Source organism: Curtobacterium sp. NPDC087082 (assembly GCF_044745045.1).
Classification (GTDB): domain Bacteria; phylum Actinomycetota; class Actinomycetes; order Actinomycetales; family Microbacteriaceae; genus Curtobacterium.
In genome coordinates this window covers 12,386-36,234 of record NZ_JBIUZN010000006.1, presented here as the reverse complement: position 1 = coordinate 36,234, position 23,849 = coordinate 12,386, and the positions used below count along the sequence as shown (strand labels likewise).

Sequence of the window (23,849 nt, the reverse complement as noted above, 5' to 3'; positions counted from 1 at the left end):
CCTGACACCCCTTCCCCGGTGTCAGGTCGCATGGATGGGGATCCGGACCCGCGGCCCGGAGGACGAGGGGCTGCACATGGCCGAGAACGAGACGGGCGCACAGCGCTTCCCCCACACCCCGGTGATGCTCGAGCGCATCGTCGACCTCTTCACGCCCACCCTCGAGGGGCCGGGCAAGGTCGTGGTCGACGCGACGCTCGGCATGGGCGGCCACTCCGAGGGGCTGCTCGAGCGCTTCCCTGAGCTGACGCTCATCGGCCTCGACCGCGACACCGACGCGCTCGGCATCGCGGAGGAGCGGCTCGCCCGCTTCGGTGACCGCGTCCGCCTGGTGCACACGGTCTACGACGGCATCGTCGACGCGATCGAGGGCGAGGGCTTCGACGAGGTCGACGGCGTCCTGTTCGACCTCGGCGTCAGCTCCCTGCAGCTCGACCGGGCCGAGCGCGGCTTCGCGTACAGCCAGGACGCGCCGCTCGACATGCGGATGGACCGGACCGAGGGGCAGACCGCCGCCGACGTCCTCGCCACCTACGACGAGGGCGAGCTGCGCCGGATCTTCCAGCGCTACGGCGAGGAGAAGCTCGCCGGACGCTACGCCCGGGCGATCGTCGAGCGACGGGCGACCGCCCCGTTCGAGATGTCCGGTGACCTCGTGCAGGTCCTGCACGACGCGACCCCGGTGGCCATCCAGCGCCAGGGCCACCCCGCGAAGCGCGTGTTCCAGGCGCTGCGCATCGAGGTGAACGCCGAACTGAGCGTGCTCGAACGGGCGATCCCGGCAGCGCTCGACGCCATCGCGGTCGGTGGCCGCATCGTCGTCGAGTCATACCAGTCGCTCGAGGACCGCATCGTCAAGCGGGCGCTGACCGCACGGACGAAGTCGAGCGCACCCGCTGGCCTGCCGGTCGAACTGCCCGAGCACCGGCCGACGTACGAACTGGTCGTCAAGGGCGCCGAGCTGGCCGACGAAGCCGAACGCGCCGCCAACCCACGAGCAACCCCCGTGCGCCTGCGCGCGGCCGAGCGGATCCGGAAGTGACATGAGCACGAACCTCGCACTCGTCGACCCCGCCGTCGTCCCGTCCCGCGCCCCGCGTCCGACGCGGCAGAACCGGCCGGAGCTCGTCGAGGTCACCCCGACGAAGGCCCAGCGCCGTGCCCGCCCGCGCATCGCGTACGCCGTGGTGGCGGTGGCCGCCCTCGGCATCCTGCTCCTCGCGCAGCTCGGCATCAGCATGGTGCTCAGCCAGGGCGCGTACACGCTGAACTCCCTCAGCGCGGAGCAGACGAACCTCTCCCGCACGCAGCAGTCGCTGTCCGAGGAGCTGCGGGTCCTCGACTCGCCGCAGAACCTGGCCCGCAACGCGCAGGCACTCGGCATGATCGCGAACTCGACGCCGGTGTACCTCGACCCGAAGACCGGCCGGGTGTACGGCACGCCGACCCCGGCGGTCGCGGACCAGGCCACGGCGGCGACCTCGAACCAGGTCCCGAACTCGCTGCTGGACGAGGTGCCGCTCGCCGCGAAGCAGGGCGACACCTCCACCAGCAAGGAGAGCGGGCCCACGGCGGGCAGCGACGCCGCCGCGGCGGACGCTGGGAAGACCGCAGGCGCCAGCGCGTCGGCCGGGGCTTCCTCGACGGCCGACGTAGAGTCCGACCCGAACCAGCTCCAGGCCCCGTCCACCCGGTGACCTGCGGGCCGGGGGCCCTGCCGCACGACCGCTCCACCCCGGGAAGGACCGCACCGCGTGACGAAGACGATCCGCAGCCGACGACTCCGCTACAGCGTCGTGATGATCGCCGTGATCGCCCTCGTGGCGGTCTTCGTGATCCGCCTCGTCGACATCCAGGTGGTCCAGGCCGCCGCGCTCAACGAGCTGTCGAAGGAGAAGCGGAGCATCCCCGTCACGATCTACGGCACCCGAGGATCGATCGTGGACCGCAACGGGACCGAGCTCGCCGACAGCGTCACCCGGTACAACATCACGACCGCGCCACGCCTGGTCAAGAAGTTCGAGGGCAAGCTCGGCGGCACGCGGGTGAAGGACGTCTCGGTTGACCAGGCACTGACGGCACTGGCGAAGGCGTCCGGCGGTGACGTCGCCACCATGCAGAAGAACATCGCGGCCAACCCGCGGTCCGACTTCGCCTACCTCGTCAAGGGCCTCGACGTGAAGCACTACGAGGCGGTGACCGCGCTCGACATCCCCTGGATCTACAAGGAGCAGCAGGCGTCACGGGTGTACCCGACGGGTGCGACGGCCGGCAACATCACCGGCTTCATGGGCACCGACGGCGCTCAGGCCGGCCTCGAGTACGCCTACGACAAGTGCCTGGCCGGGTCGAACGGCTCCGAGACGTACGAGCGCGGGTCCGACGGTGTCCAGCTCCCGGGCAGCACCGTGACCACGAAGGAAGCCAAGGACGGCGGGACCGTCGAGACCACGATCGACAGCGACCTGCAGTACATGGCCGAGCAGACGATCGCGTCCGCCGCGAAGTCCCTGCAGGCCGAGTCGGCGACGGCGACCGTCACGAGCGTGAAGACCGGCGAACTCCTGGCCGTCGCGGACTACCCGACGGTCGACCCGAACAACGTCGACGGCACGACCGACAAGGGTGCGTTCGGCTCCCGGGCCCTCACGGCCACGTACGAGCCCGGGTCAACGATCAAGGCCGCCATCGCCGCGGCCCTCATCGACCAGGGCAAGTCGAGTCCGACCGACCAGGCCGTCGTGCCGTACACGCGCTCGTTCCCGTGGGGCGGGTCGATCCACGACTCCGAGTTCCACGACACCGAGAACCTCACGCTCACGGGCATCCTGCAGAACTCCTCGAACGTCGGCATCACCGAGCTCGGCGAGCGACTGACCGCCCAGCAGCGGTACGACTACATGCAGAAGTTCGGGCTGTTCGAGCCGGAGTCGGCGATCGACTACCCGGGCCAGCCGTCGATGGACTACGGCACGAGCCCGAACTGGGACCAGCAGACGAACATCAACTCGATGTTCGGCCAGGGCATCTCGACGACCGCGATCCAGGTCGCGAGCATCTTCCAGACCCTCGCGAACGACGGCGTCCGGATCCCGCTGCACCTCGTCAAGGGCTGCGAGACCGCCGACGGCAAGACGATCGACGCGCCCGACGTGCAGCCGACGCGCGTCGTGTCCGCGAACGCCGCGACGCAGGTCACGGACATGCTGCAGAGCGTGGTCACCGGCGGCACCCTCGTGGGGATGAAGCCGATCTCCGGCTACAACATCGCCGCGAAGACCGGTACCGCCGAGGTCGCCGAGGGGTCGAAGGGCTACGGCGGCCAGCGCATCACCTCGGTGGCCGGAATGGCACCCGCCGAGGACCCCCAGTATGTTGTCACGGTGACGTTCACGAAGCCGCAGGCCAACAAGTGGTCCAGCGGAGCGGCTCCGGCGTTCCGAACTCTCATGTCCCAGGTGCTCGAGAAGTACCGAGTAGCCCCCTCCACGACGCCGGCGAAGACCTACCCGACCACGTGGTGAGGAAGAAGGAGCACTTGTCCGCACGGATCCCCCCGGTCCTCCGACCCGAACACCCGACCCCGAGGGCCGTGGCCGAACTCGCGAACGCGTTCGGTCTGCGAGTCGTCGGCTCGGTCGACGCCGTCGAGACGACCGGCGTCACCTTGAGCGCCGCCGAGGTGCAGCCGGGTGACCTCTTCGTCGGCGTGCACGGTGCGAACCGGCACGGCGCGGAGTTCTCCGCCGAGGCCGCCGAGCGCGGCGCGGTCGCGGTCCTGACCGACGACGCCGGCGTGGAGCACGCCCAGGCGGCCGGTCTGCCGGTGCTCGTCGTCGACGACCCCCGTGCGGCCCTCGGCGACGTGTCGGCGTGGGTGTACCGCACCCACCCGGACGAGGCCACCGACCTGCCGCAGCTGTTCGCCGTCACCGGCACGAACGGCAAGACGAGCACGTCCTACATCCTCGAGGGGATCCTCAAGCAGCTCGGCCTCGTCACGGGCCTCAGCTCCACCGCCGAGCGGCACATCGGCGCGCTCAGTGTCACGAGCCGCCTCACCACGCCCGAGGCGAGCGAGATGCACGCCCTGCTCGCCCGGATGCGCGAGAGCGAGGTGCGCGCGGTCGCCGTCGAGGTGAGCGCCCAGGCCCTCAGCCGCCACCGCGTCGACGGCATCGTCTTCGACGTCGCGGCGTTCACGAACCTGTCGCACGACCACCTCGACGACTACGCCGACATGGAGGAGTACTACCAGGCGAAGCTCCCGCTGTTCCAGCCCGAACACGCCCGTCGCGGTGTCGTCTCGCTGGACACGGACTGGGGCCACCGCGTGGTGCAGGACTCCCGGATCCCGGTCACGACCATCACGGTCCACCCCGACGTCGAGGCCGAGTGGCACGTCGACATCGTCGAGGCGCACGCCGCCTACACGGAGTTCCGCCTGACCGGTCCCGAGGGCCGTGCGCTCACCACCCGTGTGCCCCTGATCGGCTGGCACATGGCCGCGAACGCCGCGCTCGCGATCGTGATGCTGGTCGAGGGTGGGTTCGAGCTCGGTGCCATCGCGCACGCGCTCGAGACGAACCACCGCCGCTACCCGGACGAGGACGAGCGCGAGCAGCGCGGCGAGCGGACGAGCGCCATCGAGTGCTACCTGCCCGGCCGGACCGAGCGCGTGTCGGGCGACCGCGGCCCGAGCGTCTACGTCGACTTCGGCCACAGCGCCGACGCCTTCGAGAACACCCTCGCGGCCGTCCGGCAGTTCACCCCCGGCAAGGTCCTCATGCTCTTCGGCGCCGACGGCGACCGCGACAAGACCAAGCGCGGCGACATGGCGCGCGTGGCGGCTGCGGGGAGCGACATCCTCGTCGTCACCGACCACCACCCGCGCTTCGAGGACGCCGCATCGATCCGGAAGACCCTCGTCGACGCCGCGCGCGAGGCGTTCCCCGAGCACGAGCTCCACGAGGTCAGCCCGCCCGAGGCCGCGATCCGCACCGCGGTGGGCCTCGTCGGCGAGGGGGACTCGATCCTCTGGGCCGGCCCCGGCCACCAGGACTACCGCGACATCCAGGGCGTCCGCACGCCGTACTCGGCACGCGACGAAGCCCGCCAGGCCCTCCGCGAGGCCGGTTGGGAACCGAACTCCGGCCCCACCGAGGAACTCCGATGATCGCCATGACCCTCGCCGAGATCGCGACAGCGGTCGACGGCGAGCTGATCCCGGGTGCCCAGGCGACCGACGTCGCCGACCAGGGCGACCTGGTCGTCGACGGCACCGTCGAGACCGACTCCCGCCTCGTGACGCCGGGCAGCGTGTTCTTCGCACTCCCGGGCGAGGTCACCGACGGGCGACGCTTCGTCCCCGCGGCGACCGAGGCCGGCGCCGCGCTCGTCATCACGCCCGAGCGCGTCGAGACCACGGCACCGCAGATCGTCGTGGCGGACGGCTACGACGCCCTCGCCGCGCTCGCGCACGAGGTCGTCACGCGCGTCCGGATGGCGACCGCCGACCGCGTCGACGCCGACGGACGCCCGGCGCCGCTCAAGGTCGTCGGGATCACCGGCTCGAACGGCAAGACGAGCACGAAGAACATGCTCCGCACGATCCTCGAGCAGCACGGCGAGACCGTCGCGCCCCAGGGGTCGTTCAACAACCACGTCGGTGCGCCGATCTCGATGCTCCGCATCACCGAGGACACCCGGTACCTGGTCGTCGAGATGGGCGCGAGCGGCATCGGCCACATCGCCAAGCTCGTCGCGATCGCCGAGCCGGACGTCGGCGTCGTCCTCAAGGTCGGCCTCGCGCACGCCGGCGAGTTCGGCGGGATCGAGGCGACCCAGCGCGCCAAGTCCGAGATGGTCACCGACCTGCCCGGGAGCGCGACCGCGCTCCTCAACGTCGACGACGACCGTGTCGCGTCGATGCGCGACCTGACGGCCGCCCACGTCGTCGGCTTCGGCACGTCCGACGACGCCGACTACCGCATCACCGGCATCGAGACGGACCGCAACGGCACCCGTTTCACGCTCACCGCGCCTCCCGTCCGCCAGGAAGGCGACCCGTCTGCGGACGGACGGCCAGGAGGCACGGATCACGTCGACGTGCAGCTCGCGATCCTGGGTGAGCACCACGCCATGAACGCGTCCGCCGCGCTCACGGTCGCCCACCTGTGGGGCGTCCCGCTCGCCGCCGGCGCAGCCGCGCTCGCGTCGATGACGCGCGCCGAGCGCTGGCGCATGGAGCTCCTCCCCGGCGGCCCCGACGGCGTCACCGTGATCAACGACGCCTACAACGCGTCGCCCGACTCGACCGCAGCGGCGCTGCGGACCCTGGCGCAGATCGTGCGCCCGGGGGAGCGGACCGTCGCCGTGCTCGGCGAGATGGCCGAGCTCGGCGAGTTCTCGACGGAGGAGCACGACCGCATCGGTCGGCTCGTCGTCCGTCTCGGCATCGGACAGCTCGTGGTCGTCGGCCGCGGCGCGATGCCCATCCACCAGGCCGCCACCCTCGAGGGATCGTGGGACGGCGAGTCCGTGTTCATCGAGGACGTCGACGACGCCGTCCACTCACTGCAGGACATGCTCCGCCCCGGCGACGTCGTCCTCGTCAAGTCCTCGAAGTCCGCCGAACTGCGATTCCTCGGCGACCGCCTCGGAGGTGTCACCGAATGATCGCCCTCCTGATCGCCGGCGCCGTGTCGCTGGTGTTCACACTGCTGCTCACGCCGCTGTTCATCAAACTGTTCCACCGCCTCGGCTGGGGACAGTTCATCCGCGACGACGGCCCGCAGTCGCACCACACGAAGCGCGGCACGGCGACGATGGGCGGCATCGTCCTCATCATCGGCGCGGTGCTCGGCTACTTCGTCGGACACCTGGTCGGCCGAGACTCGGTCACGCTGTCCGGCCTGCTCGTGCTGTTCCTCATGGTCGGCCTCGGGTTCGTCGGGTTCATCGACGACTTCCTCAAGGTCCGTCGTCAGCGCAGTCTCGGGCTCGGCGGCTGGGCGAAGGTCCTCGGGCAGGTCATCGTCGGCGTCATCTTCGCGACCGTGGCGCTCGTCGTCCCGTCCGGCAACGGCAAGCCGCCGGCGTCGACGATGGTGTCGGCCATCCGGGACATCCCGTGGCTCGACTTCATGGCGCTCGGCACCGTGATCGGCACCGTGCTGTTCCTGGCGTGGATCGTCCTGCTGACGGTCTCGACGTCGAACGGCGTGAACGTGGCGGACGGGCTCGACGGTCTCGCGACCGGCTCGAGCATCCTGGCCATCGGCTCGTACGTGATCATCGGCTTCTGGCAGTCGAACCAGATCTGCGGCGGTGCCCGGCTCGACGCCAGCACCGAGCACGCCTGCTACACCGTGACCAACCCGCTGGACCTCGCGGTCGTGGCGGCAGCGGTCTGCGGCGGCCTGATCGGCTTCCTCTGGTACAACACGTCGCCGGCGCAGATCTTCCTCGGCGACACCGGGTCGCTCGGGCTCGGCGGCGCACTGGCCGGCCTCGCGATCCTCAGCCGCACGGAGCTCCTGCTCATCCTCATCGGTGGCCTGTTCTTCATCGTCACCGGTTCGGTCATCCTGCAGCGGGCGTACTTCAAGATCACGCACGGCAAGCGCATCTTCCGGATGAGTCCGCTGCACCACCACTTCGAGTTGAAGGGGTGGGCCGAGGTGACCGTCGTCGTCCGGTTCTGGATCATCGCGGGACTCTGCGTCGCCGCGGGTGTCGGACTCTTCTACCTCGAATGGATCGCACGAGTTGGTTGACGCCGTGTCCTCGTCCCGCCTGGAGTCCCTGGACAGCTGGTACGCCGAGGGCTGGAAGGGGCTGAGCGTCGCCGTGCTCGGTCTCGGCGCCACCGGGTTCTCGGTCGCCGACACCCTCGTCGAGCTCTGCAGCGCGGTGACGGTCTACTCGACCGACGCCCCGTCGGACAGTGTGGAGCTGCTCGACGTGATCGGTGCGCAGTTCGTGCAGGTGCCCCTCGACTCGGTGCCCGCCGCCCTCGAGACCCAGGCGCCGGACGTCGTGATCGTGTCGCCGGGCCTGCCGCCGCACAACGCGACCGTGCAGTGGGCCGTGGCGAACAGCGTCGTGTGGGGAGACATCGAGCTCGCCTGGCGTGTCCGTGACAAGGTCGTGCGCGGCCCCATCGCGGCGCCCTGGGTGACCATCACGGGCACGAACGGCAAGACCACCACGACGCAGCTCGCGACCGCGATGTTCGAGGCCGGTGGGCTCCGCGCGGTGGCGTGCGGCAACATCGGCGTGCCCGTCCTCGACGTCGTGCGCGACCCGGACGGCTACGACGTCCTCGTCGTCGAACTCTCCAGCCACCAGCTGCACTACATGCCGACGACCGGCGACGGTGCCGTGGTGCCCCTCGCCAGCGCCTGCCTGAACATCGCGGACGACCACCTCGAGTGGCACGGCTCCGCCGAGGCCTACCGGGCCGCGAAGGCCAAGGTCTACGAGCGCACGGTCCTCGCCTGCGTGTACAACACCACGGACGACGTCACGCGGCACATGGTCGAGGACGCCGACGTCGTCGAGGGGTGCCGTGCCGTGGGCTTCGGCCCGGGGATCCCCGCGCCCGGTGACGTCGGGGTGGTCGAGGACGTCCTCTGCGACCGGGCCTTCACCGACGACCGACGGAACAGCGCGCTCGAGCTCGCGACCGTCGCCGACCTCGAGGCCGCCGGGCTCGCCAGCCCGCACATGACGATGAACGTCCTCGCCGCGGCTGCACTCGCCCGTGCGGCCTCCGTGCAGCCGAGCGCGATCCGCACCGCCGTGCAGGGCTTCCGCGCCGACCACCACCGCACCGAGCTGGTGGCCTCCGCCGAGGGCGTCACCTGGGTGGACGACTCCAAGGCGACGAACCCGCACGCAGCCACGGCGTCGCTCGCGGCGTTCGACAAGGTGGTCTGGATCGTCGGTGGCCTGTTCAAGGGCGTCGACATCGACGGACTCGTCGAGCGCTTCGGGCCGGACGTGCGCGGCGTCGTGGTGATCGGGACCGATCGCGGCCCTGTACTCGAGGCATTCGCGCGACACGCGCCCGGGGTGCCGGTGCTGCAGGTCGAGGCAGCGGACACTGATCAGGTCATGCCCGAGGCGGTCCGGCATGCCGCATCGGTCGCGAGGCCGGGCGACACGGTCCTCCTCGCCCCGGCTGCGGCGTCGTTCGACCAGTTCGGCTCCTACGCGGACCGGGGGCGTCGATTCGCGGCGGCGGTCCACGAGCACCTGGGAGGAAACGCCGATGGCGACGACGGATCTCCCGAGCGGCCGTAGCGGCGGAGCGGCCCCCGGCCGACCGCACGCGCCCGCACGCCGCCACAACGGGGCGGTCGTCGCCGTCAAGAACGTCTTCGTCGCCGAGTCGAGCACCTTCTACACGATCCTGGGCGTCACGCTCTTCCTCGTCGTCTTCGGCGTCGTCATGGTGCTGTCCTCGTCGAGCGTGGAGCAGTACGCCGCGACGCACGACTTCTTCGGCGCGGCCTCCCGCCAGGGCCTCTACGCCGTGCTCGGCGTCCCGCTCATGCTCATCGCCTCCCGCCTGCCCGCACGGTTCTGGCGGAAGTGGGCGATGTGGATCGTCGGCGTCGGTCTCGTCGTGCAGGCGCTCGTCGTCCTGACCCCGCTCGGCTACTCGATCCAGGGCAACCGGAACTGGATCCGCCTCGGGTCGTTCACCGCGCAGCCGTCCGAGATCCTCAAGCTCGCGCTCGTGCTGGGCATCGGCGCGATCATGTACGTCAAGCGGGAGAAGCTCGACGACTGGAAAGAGGTCTTCATCCCGATCGGCATCGCGTCGCTCGGGTCGATCGGCCTCGTCCTCGTCGGCGGCGACCAGGGCACCGCGATGATCATGCTCATCCTGGTGTTCGGCGCGCTGTACGTCGGCGGCGCCCGGGCGAAGCACCTGCTCGTCGGGGTGCTCGGCCTCGCCGTGCTGCTGCCGTTCGTCACGATGGCGTCGAGTTCCCGGTCGCACCGCATCAGCGCCTGGCTCTCCGGCTGCACCGACACGAGCCAGTACCAGGACCTCTGCTGGCAGCCGACCCACGGCATGTGGGCGCTGGCCTCCGGCGGCGTCTTCGGGGTGGGTCTCGGCAACTCCAAGGCGAAGTGGTCGTGGCTCCCCGAGGCTGACAACGACTACATCTTCGCGATCATCGGCGAGGAGCTCGGGCTCGTCGGGGCCGTCGTCGTGCTCGCCCTGTTCGTGGTCCTCGCGGTCGGCATGATCAAGATCATCCGCCAGTCGAACGACCCCTTCGTGAAGACCGTCACCGGTGGCGTGCTCGCGTGGATCATCGGCCAGGCGCTCGTCAACATCGCCGTGGTCCTCGGCCTCCTGCCGGTCCTCGGCGTCCCCCTCCCACTCATCTCGGCCGGTGGCTCCGCGCTGATCATGACCCTCGTCGCCATCGGCGTCGTCCTGTCCTTCGCGCGCGACCTCCCGGGCAAGAGCGACCTCCCGGGCAGGAACAGCGTCGGCCGCACCACCACGAACGGAACCCTCCGGTGAACACGTACCTCTTCGCGGGCGGCGGCACCGCCGGCCACGTGAACCCGCTGCTCGCGGTCGCCGACCGGCTGACCGAGCGCGAGCCCGACGCCGAGGTCCTCGTCCTCGGCACCGCCGAGGGCCTCGAGTCCCGGCTCGTCCCGATGCGCGGCTACGAGCTGCTGACGATCCCGCGCCTGCCGTTCCCGCGCAAGCCGAACGCCGCCGCCCTCCGCTTCCCCGGCGGGTTCCTCGGCGCCGTCCGTCGGGTCGAGCAGATCATCCGCGAGCGCGAGGTCGACGTCGTCCTCGGTGTCGGGGGCTACGCGGCCGCACCGGCGTACATCGCCGCACGCCGTACCGGCACCCCGATCGTCGTGCACGAGCAGAACGCCAAGCCCGGCCTGGCGAACCGCCTGGCAGCGTTCCTCACCGAACACGTGGGCGTGACCTTCTCGAACACCCGTCTCCGTCACGGCCGGGTCGTCGGCATGCCGCTCCGGCGCGAGATCGAGTCGCTCGACCGTCGCGCGAGCCGCGCCGAGGGGCTCGCCGAGTTCGGCCTCGACCCCGCCCGACCGGTCCTGCTCGTCACGGGCGGATCCTCCGGCGCGCGGAGCATCAACCGCACCGTCAACCGGAGCGCCGCGACGATCGTCGGTGCCGGCTGGCAGGTCCTGCACGTCGTCGGCGGGAAGTCCGACATCGGCCCGAGCGACCTCGACGGCTACCACGTGCTGCCCTACTGCGACCGGATGGACCTGGCGTACGCCGCGAGCGACTTCGTGGTCTCGCGCGCCGGCGCCGGCATGGTCTGCGAGCTGACCGCCGTCGGGCTGCCGAGCGTCCTCGTGCCGTACCCTGTCGGCAACGGCGAGCAGCGGCACAACGCGAAGGACGTCGTCGACGCCGGGGGAGCGGTCCTCGTGGCCGACGCGGAATTCGACGAGGACTGGGTGACGTTCCAGCTGCTGAACACCCTGCAGGACCGGGCCCGCATCGCCGACATGACCGTCCGTGCCGGCAGCGTCGGACACCGCGACGGCGCCGACCGCATGACGGACCTCGTCCTCGACGCCGCGAAGCGCGCGACCGATGCGACGCGCGACGCGAACGACAGCACCACGGAGGAACGATGACCATCAAGCCGGACCTGACGCAGCCGATCCCCGACGACCTCGGCACGGTCCACTTCGTCGGCATCGGCGGCTCCGGCATGAGCGGCATCGCCCGACTCTTCCTCACCGCCGGCCACCGCGTGACCGGCAGCGACTCCCGCGAGACCGCCACCACGGGCACCATGCGCGACCTCGGCGCCGAGGTGCACATCGGCCACGACGCCGCGAACGTCGGCGACGCGGACACCATCGTCGTCACGAGCGCGCTCTGGCCGGACAACCCGGAACTCCTCGAGGCCCAGCGCCGCGGCCTGCCGGTCCTGCACCGGTCTCAGGCCCTCGCCGCCCTCATCGCCGAGCACCGCCTCGTCGCGGTCGCCGGCGCGCACGGCAAGACCACCTCGACCGGCATGATCGTCACCGCGCTCGTCGAGCTCGGGCTGGACCCGAGCTTCGTCAACGGTGGGGTCATCCAGTCCCTCGGCACGAGCTCGGCGCCCGGCTCGAGCGACCTGTTCGTCGTCGAGGCCGACGAGTCCGACGGCTCGTTCCTGCTCTACGACGTCGCGGTCGCGCTCATCACGAACGTCGACGCCGACCACCTCGACCACTACGGCAGCGAGGAGGCCTTCACCGAGGCCTTCGTCGAGTTCGCCGCGAAGGCGAGCGAGCGCGTCGTGATCTCGAGCGACGACGCCGGCGCGAAGGCGGTCACGGCCGGGATCCGCGCCCGCGAGGACGCGCCCGAGATCGTCACCTTCGGCGAGGCCGTCGACGCCGACGTCCGGATCGAGGGGATCACCGAGTCCGCCGGGGTCGAGGTCGACTTCCGCGCCGCGGGCGAGGCGCACCACCTGACGCTCCGGGTCCCCGGCCGCCACAACGCGATCAACGCCGTCGGCGCCTTCGCCGTCCTGACCGGACTCGGCGTCGCCGCCGAGGACGCGATCCGTGGCATCGAGGCCTTCGGCGGAACTCAGCGACGCTTCGAGCTGCACGGCGTCGAGCGCGGCGTCTCGGTCTACGACGACTACGCGCACCACCCGACCGAGGTGGCGGCGGCGCTCAAGGCCGCACGGAACGTCGTGGGCGACGGCCGGATCATCGCGATCCACCAGCCGCACCTGTACTCGCGAACGCGCCTGATGGCCGGTGACTTCGCCAAGGTCTACGAGGAGCTCGCCGACCACACCGTCGTCCTCGACGTCTACGGCGCCCGCGAGGACCCGGAGCCCGGCGTCACCGGCGCCCTCGTGCAGGAGCGCTTCGCCGACCAGTCCCGCGTCGAGTTCCTGCCCGACTGGGACGAGGCCTCGGCGCGTGCGGCCGCGGTCGCGCGCGACGGCGACATCATCATGACCCTGAGCTGCGGCGATGTGTACCGGATCATCCCGCAGGTGCTCAGCGCCCTCCACGACGACGGGGCGCTGTCCCGGTGAAGCGTCCCGAGGGGTTCGACGAGCGGCCGGCCCGTCCGGACGCACCTGCCGACGGCGCGGGCGCGCCCCGGCAGCGTCGTGCCCCGCTGATCCCGCGGCGTCCGTCCCGCGAGCCCGAGCCGGAGGTCCAGGAGGCGCGGCTCGAGCCCGCCACCGAGGAACCGGTCGTCGAGACGGCAGACCCCACCGCCGCCGACCCGTCGAACGGGTCGGCGCGCGACCGCGCCGGTGCCCTCGCCGGCGCCGCCGGCCGCCGCCTCGGCGCAGGACTGTCGTCCGTCGCCGGCCGACTGCGCGAGTACACGCCCGACGAGGACCACCACGACCCCGAGGCCGAGCGCCTCGCCCGGGAGCGGCAGGAGACCGAGCGCCGCGACGCCGAGCGGCTCGCCCACCTGACCGACCTGCACGGCCCGGACGAGGACGGCCACGAGCGCCCGATCGGCGCCGGCGTCCGCGCTGCCGAGACCGCCCGGGAGGCCCGGGTGGCCAAGCGCCGTCGTCGCCTCCTCGAGCGCGCCGAGGTCCGCCGCTTCACCCGTCGCAGCCGGCACCGCCGCGCCGCCTGGATCACCGCCGCGAGCATCGTCCTCGTCTTCGGGATCTCGATCCTCGTCGCGGTGTTCTCGCCGTTGATGGCGCTCCAGACCATCGAGGTCAAGGGGACGAACCGCGTCGACGAGACCCAGCTCCGCCAGGCGCTCTCCGACCAGATCGGCACCCCGCTCGCCCGGCTCGACTTCGACGCCATCAAGAAGGACATCGCCGGCTTCCCGCTCATCGAGAGCTACGTGACGGAGGAAGCCCCGCCGCACACCCTCGTGGTCACCGTGACCGAGCGCACCCCGGTCGTCGCGGTGCGGTCGGGGAAGTCCTTCGACCTGGTCGACCCGGCCGGCATCGTCGTGCAGTCGTCACCGAAGCAGCCCGCGAACATGCCCGTCGCCGACATCGGCAACGCCAAGCTCGGCTCGTCGGAGTTCCGCACGATGACCGAGGTGGTGCTCGCGCTCCCGTCGACCGTGCGTCAGCAGGTGACGAGCGTGAAGGGCTCGACCGCCGACGATGTCACGCTCACCCTCAAGGACGGCTCGAGCGTCGTCTGGGGGAACCCGGAGCAGTCGGACGCGAAGGCGGCCCTGCTCGCGGCCCTCGTGAAGGACCACGCGGCGCGGAACCCCGGCGTCGTCGTCGAGTACGACGTCAGCGCTCCGGACAACGGCATCATCCGCGCGAAGAAGTAGCGGAAGTCGTCGCGGAATCGCGCGACACGCGGCGTGGCGGGGCGACAGTGCCCGGAGCGCACCCGTAGCGTCGAAGCCAGCACCACATCTACCAGCAATGCCCCTGAACTTCAAGTAGAGGTTGAGGGTTCGACCGGAGGCCTGACTGACGTGACCACGAACCACAACTACCTCGCCGTCATCAAGGTCGTCGGGGTCGGCGGCGGCGGCGTGAACGCCGTCAACCGGATGATCGAGCTCGGCCTCCGCGGGGTGGAGTTCATCGCGATCAACACCGACGCGCAGGCGCTGCTCCTGAGCGACGCCGACGTCAAGCTCGACGTGGGCCGCGAGATCACCCGCGGCCTCGGCGCCGGAGCGGACCCCGAGGTCGGCCGTCGTGCCGCCGAGGACCACGCGGAGGAGATCGAAGAGGCCCTCGCCGGTGCCGACATGGTCTTCGTCACCGCCGGTGAGGGTGGTGGGACCGGCACGGGTGGTGCGCCCGTGGTCGCCCGCATCGCGAAGTCGATCGGCGCGCTCACCATCGGCGTCGTCACGAAGCCGTTCAGCTTCGAGGGCAAGCGTCGTCAGTCGCAGGCCGAGAACGGTGTCGCCGGCCTCAAGGACGAGGTCGACACGCTCATCGTCGTGCCGAACGACCGCCTGCTCGAGATCAGCGACCGCGGCATCTCGATGGTCGAGGCGTTCGCCACGGCCGACCAGGTGCTCCTCGCCGGCGTCCAGGGCATCACTGACCTCATCACCACGCCCGGCCTGATCAACCTCGACTTCGCCGACGTGAAGTCCGTCATGCAGGGTGCGGGTTCCGCGCTCATGGGCATCGGTTCCTCGCGCGGTGCCGACCGGGCGATCAAGGCCGCCGAACTGGCCGTCGCGAGCCCGCTGCTCGAGGCCTCGATCGACGGTGCGCACGGCGTGCTGCTCTCGATCCAGGGCGGTTCGAACCTCGGCATCTTCGAGATCAACGACGCGGCCCGTCTCGTACAAGAGGCAGTCCACCCCGAGGCGAACATCATCTTCGGTGCCGTCATCGACGACACGCTCGGCGACGAGGTCCGCGTGACCGTCATCGCCGCGGGCTTCGACGGCGGCGAGCCCACCTCGCAGCAGAAGGAGCGCCGCTCCAGCTGGGTCGACCCCGAGGCCGGCGCGACCGTCCCCGTGGCGTCCGCCGGTGCGACCGGCGCGATCGAGGACTCGTCCTCGTCCGCCCCGTCGTGGGCGTCGCAGGAGCACGAGGCGCCCGCGCAGCGTGCCGCCGACCCGGCGTTCGACGACGATGACGACGAGCTCGACGTCCCCGACTTCCTGAAGTAACGAGCGTTGTCCGACGACCCGCGCCTCCCGTCCCCGTCAGCAGACGACGGACTGGAGGCGCGTCTCGCGTCCGTCAGGAGCGGCATCTCCGACGCGGCGCGCGCCGCAGGGCGCTCGGCCGACGAACTCACGCTCGTCGTCGTCACGAAGTTCCACCCGGCGTCGCTCGTCCGCGACCTCGCCGCGCTCGGCGTCACCGACGTGGGGGAGAACCGGCACCAGGAGGCGCAGGCGAAGGCCGCCGAGCTCGCCGACCTCCCGCTGACCTGGCACTTCGTCGGACAGCTGCAGTCGAAGAAGGCCCGGCAGGTCCGCCGCTACGCGCACGTCGTGCAGTCGCTCGACCGCGAGTCCGTGGTGGACGCGTTCGCGCCGACCGAGGCAGAGCCCGAGCCGCCGGTGATCGACGGGTTCGTGCAGGTCAACCTGACCGACGACCCGGACCGCGGTGGCGTCCGACCCGACGCCGTCGAGGCCATGGTGTCGCGGGTGCTCGCGACGGGCACGATCCGGCTCCGTGGGGTGATGGCCGTCGCACCGCTCGACGAGGAGCCGCGCGCGGCCTTCGCCCGGCTCCGTGGGGTCTCCGAGCGCGTGGTGTCCCTCGCCCCCGCCGCGACGGACATCTCGGCCGGGATGAGCGGTGACTACGCCGACGCCGTGCTCGAGGGCGCGACACACCTGCGGATCGGGACCGCAATCACGGGAAATCGGCCGGTCGCGCCCTAGCCTCGTTGCAAGGGCATCCACGAGCACCGACCTCCGGAGGAACCATGGCCAACCCGCTGAAGAAGACGATGGTCTACCTGGGCCTCGCCGACGAGGAACTCGAGTACGAGGACGAGCAGCCGCAGCAGCAGCCCGCGCGGCAGCAGTCCGCTCCGGCCCCTGCCCCCGCGCCCGCTCCGGTCGCCGACGAGACCCCCGCGCCCGCCGCGGCACCGGTGGCGCCCGTCGCCGCCGAGCCCAAGGCGCACACCCACCAGCGCGGCGCCCAGGTCACCCCGCTCCGCCGCTCGCACACGTCCGCACAGAAGGCAGCACCGGTCCAGGAAATGAACGAGATCCTCACCGTCCACCCCCGCGAGTACAAGGACGCCCAGTCCATCGCCGAGAGCTTCCGCGACGGCATCCCCGTCATCATCAACCTCTCGCAGATGACCGAGGCCGACGCCCGCCGCATGATCGACTTCGCCTCCGGGCTGTCGCTCGGCCTCTACGGCAAGATCGAGCGCGTCACCAACAAGGTGTTCCTGCTGTCGCCGGCGCACGTCGCGGTGAGCGGTGAGGCGCCTGAGGTAGAGTCCGACATCGAGGCGTCCTTCTTCGCCCAGTCCTGAGTCCCTCAGGCCCACCCGCCCCGTGCGGCTCGTCGCATGACGGTCCGCACCCGAGCTGAGCGAGCCCCATCGTGACCGCGATCCTCACGATCCTGTACTACCTCCTCCTGCTGTACATCCTCGTGCTGTGGGGGCGGTTCGTCCTCGACATCGTCCAGCAGTTCAACCGGTCCTGGCGGCCGCGCGGAGCACTCCTCGTCGTCGCCGACGTGGTGTACACCGTGACGGACCCGCCGATCCGGGCGGTCCGCCGGGTCCTCCCGCCGATGCGCATGGGCCCCGTGGCGCTCGACTTCGGCTGGACGATCGTGCTCCTCCTGGCGATCATCATCCGGTTCGTGATCGCCCTGCTCATCCCCGTGTTCGCCAACTAAGAGGACACGACACGCGCCACGCCCAGTGCGTGGTCACGGTTCACGGCCACCATCGGTGTACGGTGGTCGGGATCCGATGCTCGCCCCGGCGTGGCATCCGCACCGTTCGGCGCGACTGGTAGATTCGGTCGCACCGAGACGGTTCCACACGTTCAGCAGTTCTATTGAGGTGACGGCAATGGCTTTGACGCCGGAAGACGTAGTCAACAAGCGGTTCCAGCCGACGAAGTTCCGCGAGGGCTACGACCAGGACGAGGTCGACGACTTCCTCGACGAGGTCGTCGTCGAGCTCCGTCGCCTGACGGCCGAGAACGACGAGCTCCGCCAGCGCCTGCAGACGGCCGAGTCCGCGCCGAAGCCGGCCGAGGCCGAGCAGTCCGCTCCGACCCCCGAGCCCGAGCCGGAGCCCGCCCCCGTGGCAGCCGCGCCGGAGCCCGCTCCGGTCGCCGCCGCCGCGCCGGCCACCACGGTCCCGGCCGACGAGGACACCGAGGGCACCACGAACCTCCTGACGCTCGCACGTCGTCTCCACGAGGAGCACGTCCGCGAAGGCGTCGAGAAGCGCGACGCGCTCATCGCCGAGGGCACCGCGCAGGCCGCCCGCCTCGTCTCCGAGGCCGAGGCCAAGCAGCGCCAGATCATCGCCGACACCGAGAACACGAACCGTCAGCGTGTCGCGGTGCTCGAGCAGGAGCAGCGCCAGCTCGAGGGCAAGATCGACGAGCTCCGCACGTTCGAGCGTGACTACCGTGCACAGCTCAAGAGCTACATCCAGGGTCAGCTCAACGAGCTGGACGGCTCGGGCACCGAGCAGTCCGGGCTCACCCCGGCGCCGGCATCGGCGCAGGGCTTCGGCAACTGACGTTGTCGCGACCAGCATCACGAGCGAAGGTCAGTGTCCGCGCGATCGCGGCACTGGCCTTCGCCGCTGTCGTCGTGGTGGCGCTCGACCAGGGCGTGAAGGCGCTCGTCGTCGCCAACCTGCCGTACGGCACCGTCGTCCCGGTCCTCGGGAACGCCCTGCAGCTGCTCTACGTCCGGAACCCCGGCGCCGCGTTCTCGTTCGCGGTGAACATGACGTGGGTGTTCTCGATCGTCTCGACCGCCGTCGTGGTCGCGATCATCGTGTTCGCCCGGCGGATCCGTTCGATGTGGTGGGCACTCGTGCTCGGCATGCTGCTCGGCGGGGCGCTCGGCAACCTGCTCGACCGGCTCTTCCGCGAGCCCGGCTTCGGTCGCGGCCACGTGGTGGACTTCATCTCGACCCCGTGGATGATGCCCGCCATCTACAACATCGCCGACTCGTTCATCTGCATCAGCATGGTGGTCTTCGTCCTGCTGGTGATCCTCGGGGTGAACCTCGACGGCACCCGCGCGCTCTCCGCGAAGCAGCAGCGCGCGGTGGACGCGGCGCGTGCGCAGTCGGACGCCTCCGAGGCGGACGAGCACCGCGCCTCCCGGCCCCTGGTCGAGGACCCGCGCGCGCCGCGTGACGGGCGGGACACCCTCGGGCACGACGCGACGTGACCGAGAGCCGTTCCCTGCCGGTCCCGGACGGGCTCGCCGGTGAGCGCGTCGACGCCGCCATCGCGAAGCTCCTCGGGTTCAGCCGTTCCTTCGCTGCCGAGGTCGTCTCGGCCGGCGGCGTGACCGTCGACGGGGTCACGGTGGACAAGTCCGACCGGTTGCACGCCGACTCCTGGCTGCAGGTCGAGTGGACGCCGAAGGAAGCCCCCCGGATCATCCCGGTCGAGGTCCCCGGCATGACGGTCGTGCACGACGACGACGACATCGTCGTGGTGGACAAGCCGATCGGCGTCGCCGCACACCCCTCGCCCGGCTGGGACGGCCCCACGGTCCCCGGTGGCCTCGCCGCCGCCGGCTTCACGATCGCCACCTCCGGCGCCGCCGAACGCGCGGGCATCGTGCACCGGCTGGATGTCGGCACCTCGGGGCTGATGGTCGTGGCCAAGACCGAGCTGGCGTACACGCACCTCAAGCGCGCGTTCAAGGAGCGCACGGTCGAGAAGGTCTACCACGCGCTCGCGCAGGGCCACCCGGACCCGACCTCCGGCACGATCGACGCGCCCATCGGCCGGCACCCCTCGAGCGACTGGAAGTTCGCGGTCACGGCCGACGGCAAGCCGAGCGTGACGCACTACGAGACCCTCGAGGCGTTCCGCTCCGCGACCCTGCTCGAGGTGCACCTCGAGACCGGTCGGACGCACCAGATCCGGGTGCACATGGCGGCGACCCGGCACCCGCTCGTGGGCGACACGATGTACGGGGCCGACCCGGTGCTCGCCGAGGAGCTCGGGCTCACGCGGCAGTGGCTCGACGCCGTCCGGCTCGGGTTCGAGCACCCCCGTACGGGGTCGTGGGTGTCGTACTCGGCGGAGTACCCCGACGACCTGCAGCGGGCGCTGGACCGCATCCGCGCCGCGTAGGCCGCGCGCCGGGCGCGCGCCGGGCCCGCGCCTGGCCCGCGAGCGGGCACGTTCCGTCCCGCTCGGCGCGCCCAGGCGGCCGATCCCGCCCGCTCGGCGCCGCGCGCGCGGCGGGCGCGGCCGGCCGAGGTCGCACGAAGTGCCGCACTCGGCGCTGCGGAGCGACACTTCGTGCGCTTCCGGCGGCACGCGCGCGGTGTGTTGCGCGCCCTCGGCGCCGCGACGCCCTGACGGACGGGAGGCGCGGGTCGGGCCCGCACCGCGCCTCCCGTCCGCCTCGACGCGCCCGGCCAAGCCCGCCGAGATCGCGAAATCGGTCGCTCTCGGCCCTGCGGAGCGGCACTTCGTGCGCTCTCGGCGGGACGCGCGCGGCGTGTCGCGCGCCCTCGGCGGCGCGCCCCGCGCGTGGCGCTCCCGTCCGGTTCGACGCGCCCGGGTTTGTCCCCGGTCGCGGTTAGGCTGTTCCCAGACCGCAGCAGCTCCCGCGAACCGGAGGTTCCGTGTCGGATTCCGACTCCTTCGTCCACCTGCACGTGCACAGTGAGTACTCGATGCTCGACGGCGCCGCCAGGCTCGGCGACCTCGTGGCCGAGACCGCCGCGCAGGGCATGCCCGCCGTTGCCGTGACCGACCACGGCAACATGTTCGGCGCGTTCGAGTTCTGGAAGGCCGCCAAGGCCGGCGGTGTCAAGCCGATCATCGGGACCGAGGCGTACATCACGCCGCGCACCCACCGGACGGACAAGACCCGTGTGCGCTGGGGCGACGGCGGCGGCGACGACGTGTCCGGCTCCGGCGCGTACACGCACATGACGATGTTCGCCGAGAACACGACGGGCATGCACAACCTGTTCCGGCTCTCGAGCAAGGCGTCGATCGAGGGGTACTACTTCAAGCCCCGCATGGACATCGAGCTGCTCGAGGAGTACCACGAGGGCATCATCGCCACGACGGGCTGCCCCTCGGGGGAGATCCAGACCCGGCTGCGGCTCGGCCAGTACGACGAAGCCGTCAAGGCCGCGGCGGACTACCGCGACATCTTCGGCAAGGAGAACTACTTCGCCGAGGTCATGGACCACGGGCTCGAGATCGAACGTCGGATCATGAGCGACCTGATCCGGCTGGCGAAGGACCTCGACATCCCGCTGGTCGGCACGAACGACCTGCACTACACGCATTCGCACGACGCCAAGTCGCACGCGGCCCTGCTGTGCGTGCAGTCCGGCTCGACCCTGAACGACCCGAACCGCTTCAAGTTCGACGCCGACGAGTTCTACCTGAAGACCCCGCAGCAGATGCGGCACCTCTTCCGCGACAACCCCGAGGCCTGCGACAACACGCTGCTCATCGCCGAGCGGTGCAACGTCGAGTTCGACACCGCGGCCAACTACATGCCGAAGTTCCCCGTGCCCGAGGGGGAGACCGAGCACTCGTGGTTCGAGAAAGAGGTGGCGAAGGGCCTCGAGTACCGGTACCCCGACGGCATCACGCGCGAGGTCCAGGAACGCGCCGACTACGAGGTCGGCATCATCAACCAGATGGGCTTCCCGGGGTACTTCCTCGTGGTCGCCGACTTCATCAACTGGTCGAAGAACAACGGCATCCGCGTCGGTCCCGGCCGTGGTTCCGGTGCCGGCTCGATGGTGGCGTACGCGATGCGCATCACCGACCTCGACCCGATCCGGCACGGCCTGATCTTCGAGCGCTTCCTCAACCCGGACCGCGTCTCGATGCCCGACTTCGACGTCGACTTCGACGACCGGCGCCGCGGTGAGGCGATCAAGTACGTCACCGAGAAGTACGGGTCGGCGCGTGTCGCGCAGATCGTCACGTACGGCACGATCAAGGCGAAGCAGGCGCTCAAGGACTCCTCGCGTGTCCTGGGCTTCCCGTTCGGCATGGGCGAGAAGCTCACCAAGGCGATGCCGCCGCCCGTGATGGGCAAGGACATCCCGCTCACCGGGATCTTCGACAAGGACCACCCGCGCTACAAGGAGGCAGTCGACGTCCGCACGGTCGTCGAGACCGACCCCGAGGCGAAGACGGTGTTCGACACCGCCCTCGGGCTCGAGGGGCTGAAGCGCCAGTGGGGCGTGCACGCCGCCGGCGTCATCATGTCGAGCGATCCGCTGATCGACATCATCCCCGTGATGAAGCGCGAGCAGGACGGCCAGATCGTCACGCAGTTCGACTACCCGGCAGCGGAGTCGCTCGGCCTGATCAAGATGGACTTCCTGGGGCTCCGCAACCTCACGATCATCAGTGACGCCCTCGACAACATCAAGACGAACCGTGGGATCGAGCTCGACCTCGAGAACATGGGGCTCGAGGACCCCGAGGCGTACGCGCTCCTGCAGCGTGGTGACACCCTCGGCGTGTTCCAGCTCGACGGCGGGCCGATGCGCGGGCTGCTGCGCCTGATGAAGCCCGACAACTTCGAGGACATCTCCGCGCTCATCGCCCTGTACCGTCCGGGCCCCATGGGTGCGAACTCGCACACGAACTACGCGCTCCGCAAGAACGGCGAGCAGCCGATCACGCCGATCCACCCGGAGCTCGAGGAGCCCCTGCAGGACATCATCGGCACGACCTACGGCCTGATCATCTACCAGGAGCAGGTCATGGCCATCGCGCAGAAGGTGGCCGGGTTCTCGCTCGGCCAAGCGGACATCCTCCGCCGCGCGATGGGCAAGAAGAAGAAGTCCGAGCTGGACAAGCAGTACGCCGGCTTCGAGAAGGGCATGCAGGACAACGGCTACTCGGCCGCTGCCATCAAGACCCTCTGGGACATCCTGCTGCCGTTCTCCGACTACGCGTTCAACAAGGCGCACTCGGCGGCGTACGGCGTGGTGTCGTTCTGGACCGCGTACCTCAAGGCGCACTACCCGGCCGAGTACATGGCGGCGCTGCTGACGAGCGTCGGCGACGCCCGCGACAAGCTCGCGCTGTACCTCAACGAGTGCCGCCGGATGGGCATCAAGGTCATGCCGCCGGACGTCAACGAGTCGATCGGCTTCTTCGCCGCCGTCGGCGAGGACATCCGCTTCGGCATGGGCGCGATCCGCAACGTCGGCTTCAACGTCGTCGACGACATCGTCCAGGCCCGCACCGAGAAGGGCGCGTTCGAGTCCTTCCACGACTTCCTCCGCAAGATCCCGATCTCGTCGGCGAACAAGCGCACGGTCGAGTCGCTCATCAAGGCCGGTGCGTTCGACGAGTTCGGCGATTCCCGCCGTGCACTCGTCGAGATCCACGAGGGCGCCGTCGAGGGTGCGGTGAAGGTCAAGCGCGACGAGGCCCACGGCAACGTCGGGTTCGACTTCGACTCGCTCTTCGCCGAGGTCGCCGAGGAACAGCCGTCGGCAGCCGTCGTGTCCCAGGTGCCCGACCGTCCGGAGTGGTCCAAGCGCGACAAGCTCGCGTTCGAACGGGACATGCTCGGCCTGTACGTCTCCGACCACCCGCTCGCCGGGCTCGAGATCGAGCTGGCGAAGCACCAGTCGATCACCATCGCCGACCTCATCGCGGCCGACGACTCGGTCGAGGGTGAGACGGTCACCGTCGCGGGGCTCCTGACGAGCGTGCAGCACCGGGTGGCGAAGTCCAGCGGCAACCCGTACGGCATCGTCGACATCGAGGACTTCGGCGGCCAGATCGGCGTGATGTTCCTGGGCAAGACCTACCAGGAGTTCGGGCCGTCGCTCGTCGCCGACTCGATCGTGGTCCTGCGCGGTCGTGTCAACGTGCGCGACGACGGCAAGGCCCTGCACGCGGTGAGCATGTTCCAGCCGAACGTCGGTGACGCCATGGGGTCCGGCCCGCTCACGCTGAGCCTGCCCGAGCGGCAGGCGACGACCACGACGGTGACCGAACTCGCCGCCGTCCTCGGTCGGCACAGCGGCGAGACCGAGGTCCGGTTGAAGCTCATCAAGGACGACGTCGCCCGCACGTTCGAGCTGCCGTTCCCGGTGAACCTGACGCCCGACCTCTTCGGCGAGCTGAAGAGCCTGCTCGGGCCGCGCTGCCTGGTCTGACG

19 protein-coding genes are annotated in these 23,849 nt (G+C 70.6%); all 19 read left to right on the top strand.

Annotated features, from left to right (window positions below):
- Nucleotides 1-76 precede the first annotated feature (76 nt).
- Nucleotides 77-1,042: a 16S rRNA (cytosine(1402)-N(4))-methyltransferase RsmH gene (gene rsmH, locus ACIPEP_RS16000; protein ID WP_402717810.1), complete on the top strand. Its 966-nt coding sequence runs from the start codon at nt 77-79 to the stop codon at nt 1,040-1,042.
- Nucleotide 1,043: 1 nt separating this feature from the next.
- On the top strand, nt 1,044-1,697 hold the full coding sequence (locus ACIPEP_RS15995) for a hypothetical protein (RefSeq protein WP_070418648.1): 654 nt from the start codon (nt 1,044-1,046) through the stop codon (nt 1,695-1,697).
- 57 nt (nt 1,698-1,754) lie between these two features.
- The gene (locus ACIPEP_RS15990) at nt 1,755-3,524 is read left to right on the top strand and encodes a penicillin-binding protein 2 (RefSeq protein ID WP_083295312.1); all 1,770 of its coding nucleotides are present in this window, start codon (nt 1,755-1,757) and stop codon (nt 3,522-3,524) included.
- A 14-nt stretch (nt 3,525-3,538) separates the two neighbouring features.
- A complete protein-coding gene (locus tag ACIPEP_RS15985; protein ID WP_071294968.1) occupies nt 3,539-5,176 on the top strand; it encodes a Mur ligase family protein in 1,638 nt (545 codons plus the stop codon).
- Nucleotides 5,173-6,678, top strand: a complete 1,506-nt coding sequence (gene murF, locus ACIPEP_RS15980) for a UDP-N-acetylmuramoyl-tripeptide--D-alanyl-D-alanine ligase (protein WP_092387638.1) — start codon at nt 5,173-5,175, stop codon at nt 6,676-6,678. Before ACIPEP_RS15985 ends, murF begins: the two co-directional genes overlap by 4 nt.
- The gene (mraY, locus tag ACIPEP_RS15975) at nt 6,675-7,778 is read left to right on the top strand and encodes a phospho-N-acetylmuramoyl-pentapeptide-transferase (protein WP_071294947.1); all 1,104 of its coding nucleotides are present in this window, start codon (nt 6,675-6,677) and stop codon (nt 7,776-7,778) included. The genes murF and mraY overlap by 4 nt, the downstream gene beginning before the upstream one ends.
- 4 nt (nt 7,779-7,782) lie before the next feature.
- Nucleotides 7,783-9,309, top strand: coding sequence for a UDP-N-acetylmuramoyl-L-alanine--D-glutamate ligase (gene murD / locus ACIPEP_RS15970; RefSeq protein WP_402717809.1), 1,527 nt, complete (start codon nt 7,783-7,785; stop codon nt 9,307-9,309).
- A complete protein-coding gene (gene ftsW, locus ACIPEP_RS15965) occupies nt 9,278-10,552 on the top strand; it encodes a putative lipid II flippase FtsW (protein WP_070418652.1) in 1,275 nt (424 codons plus the stop codon). The genes murD and ftsW overlap by 32 nt, the downstream gene beginning before the upstream one ends.
- Nucleotides 10,549-11,670: an undecaprenyldiphospho-muramoylpentapeptide beta-N-acetylglucosaminyltransferase gene (murG, locus tag ACIPEP_RS15960; protein WP_402717808.1), complete on the top strand. Its 1,122-nt coding sequence runs from the start codon at nt 10,549-10,551 to the stop codon at nt 11,668-11,670. The genes ftsW and murG overlap by 4 nt, the downstream gene beginning before the upstream one ends.
- Complete coding sequence (gene murC, locus ACIPEP_RS15955; protein WP_402717807.1) at nt 11,667-13,088, top strand: UDP-N-acetylmuramate--L-alanine ligase; 1,422 nt, start codon at nt 11,667-11,669, stop codon at nt 13,086-13,088. Before murG ends, murC begins: the two co-directional genes overlap by 4 nt.
- Nucleotides 13,085-14,332, top strand: a complete 1,248-nt coding sequence (locus tag ACIPEP_RS15950; protein WP_402717806.1) for an FtsQ-type POTRA domain-containing protein — start codon at nt 13,085-13,087, stop codon at nt 14,330-14,332. The genes murC and ACIPEP_RS15950 overlap by 4 nt, the downstream gene beginning before the upstream one ends.
- Nucleotides 14,333-14,482: 150 nt before the next feature.
- Nucleotides 14,483-15,652, top strand: coding sequence for a cell division protein FtsZ (ftsZ, locus tag ACIPEP_RS15945; RefSeq protein WP_070418655.1), 1,170 nt, complete (start codon nt 14,483-14,485; stop codon nt 15,650-15,652).
- Between the two features lie 6 nt (nt 15,653-15,658).
- Nucleotides 15,659-16,381: a YggS family pyridoxal phosphate-dependent enzyme gene (locus ACIPEP_RS15940; RefSeq protein ID WP_083403219.1), complete on the top strand. Its 723-nt coding sequence runs from the start codon at nt 15,659-15,661 to the stop codon at nt 16,379-16,381.
- Nucleotides 16,382-16,425: 44 nt separating this feature from the next.
- Nucleotides 16,426-16,992: a cell division protein SepF gene (locus ACIPEP_RS15935; RefSeq protein ID WP_070418656.1), complete on the top strand. Its 567-nt coding sequence runs from the start codon at nt 16,426-16,428 to the stop codon at nt 16,990-16,992.
- Nucleotides 16,993-17,063: 71 nt separating this feature from the next.
- A complete protein-coding gene (locus ACIPEP_RS15930; RefSeq protein WP_083295315.1) occupies nt 17,064-17,366 on the top strand; it encodes a YggT family protein in 303 nt (100 codons plus the stop codon).
- 178 nt (nt 17,367-17,544) lie between these two features.
- Nucleotides 17,545-18,228 carry a DivIVA domain-containing protein gene (locus ACIPEP_RS15925; RefSeq protein WP_070418658.1) on the top strand — a complete coding sequence of 228 codons (684 nt, stop codon included), beginning with the start codon at nt 17,545-17,547 and terminating at the stop codon, nt 18,226-18,228.
- Between the two features lie 2 nt (nt 18,229-18,230).
- The gene (gene lspA / locus ACIPEP_RS15920; protein WP_254789629.1) at nt 18,231-18,893 is read left to right on the top strand and encodes a signal peptidase II; all 663 of its coding nucleotides are present in this window, start codon (nt 18,231-18,233) and stop codon (nt 18,891-18,893) included.
- Nucleotides 18,890-19,813: an RluA family pseudouridine synthase gene (locus ACIPEP_RS15915; RefSeq protein ID WP_070418659.1), complete on the top strand. Its 924-nt coding sequence runs from the start codon at nt 18,890-18,892 to the stop codon at nt 19,811-19,813. Before lspA ends, ACIPEP_RS15915 begins: the two co-directional genes overlap by 4 nt.
- A gap of 551 nt (nt 19,814-20,364) precedes the next feature.
- On the top strand, nt 20,365-23,847 hold the full coding sequence (gene dnaE / locus ACIPEP_RS15910) for a DNA polymerase III subunit alpha (RefSeq protein ID WP_070419540.1): 3,483 nt from the start codon (nt 20,365-20,367) through the stop codon (nt 23,845-23,847).
- The last annotated feature ends 2 nt before the right edge of the window (nt 23,848-23,849 follow it).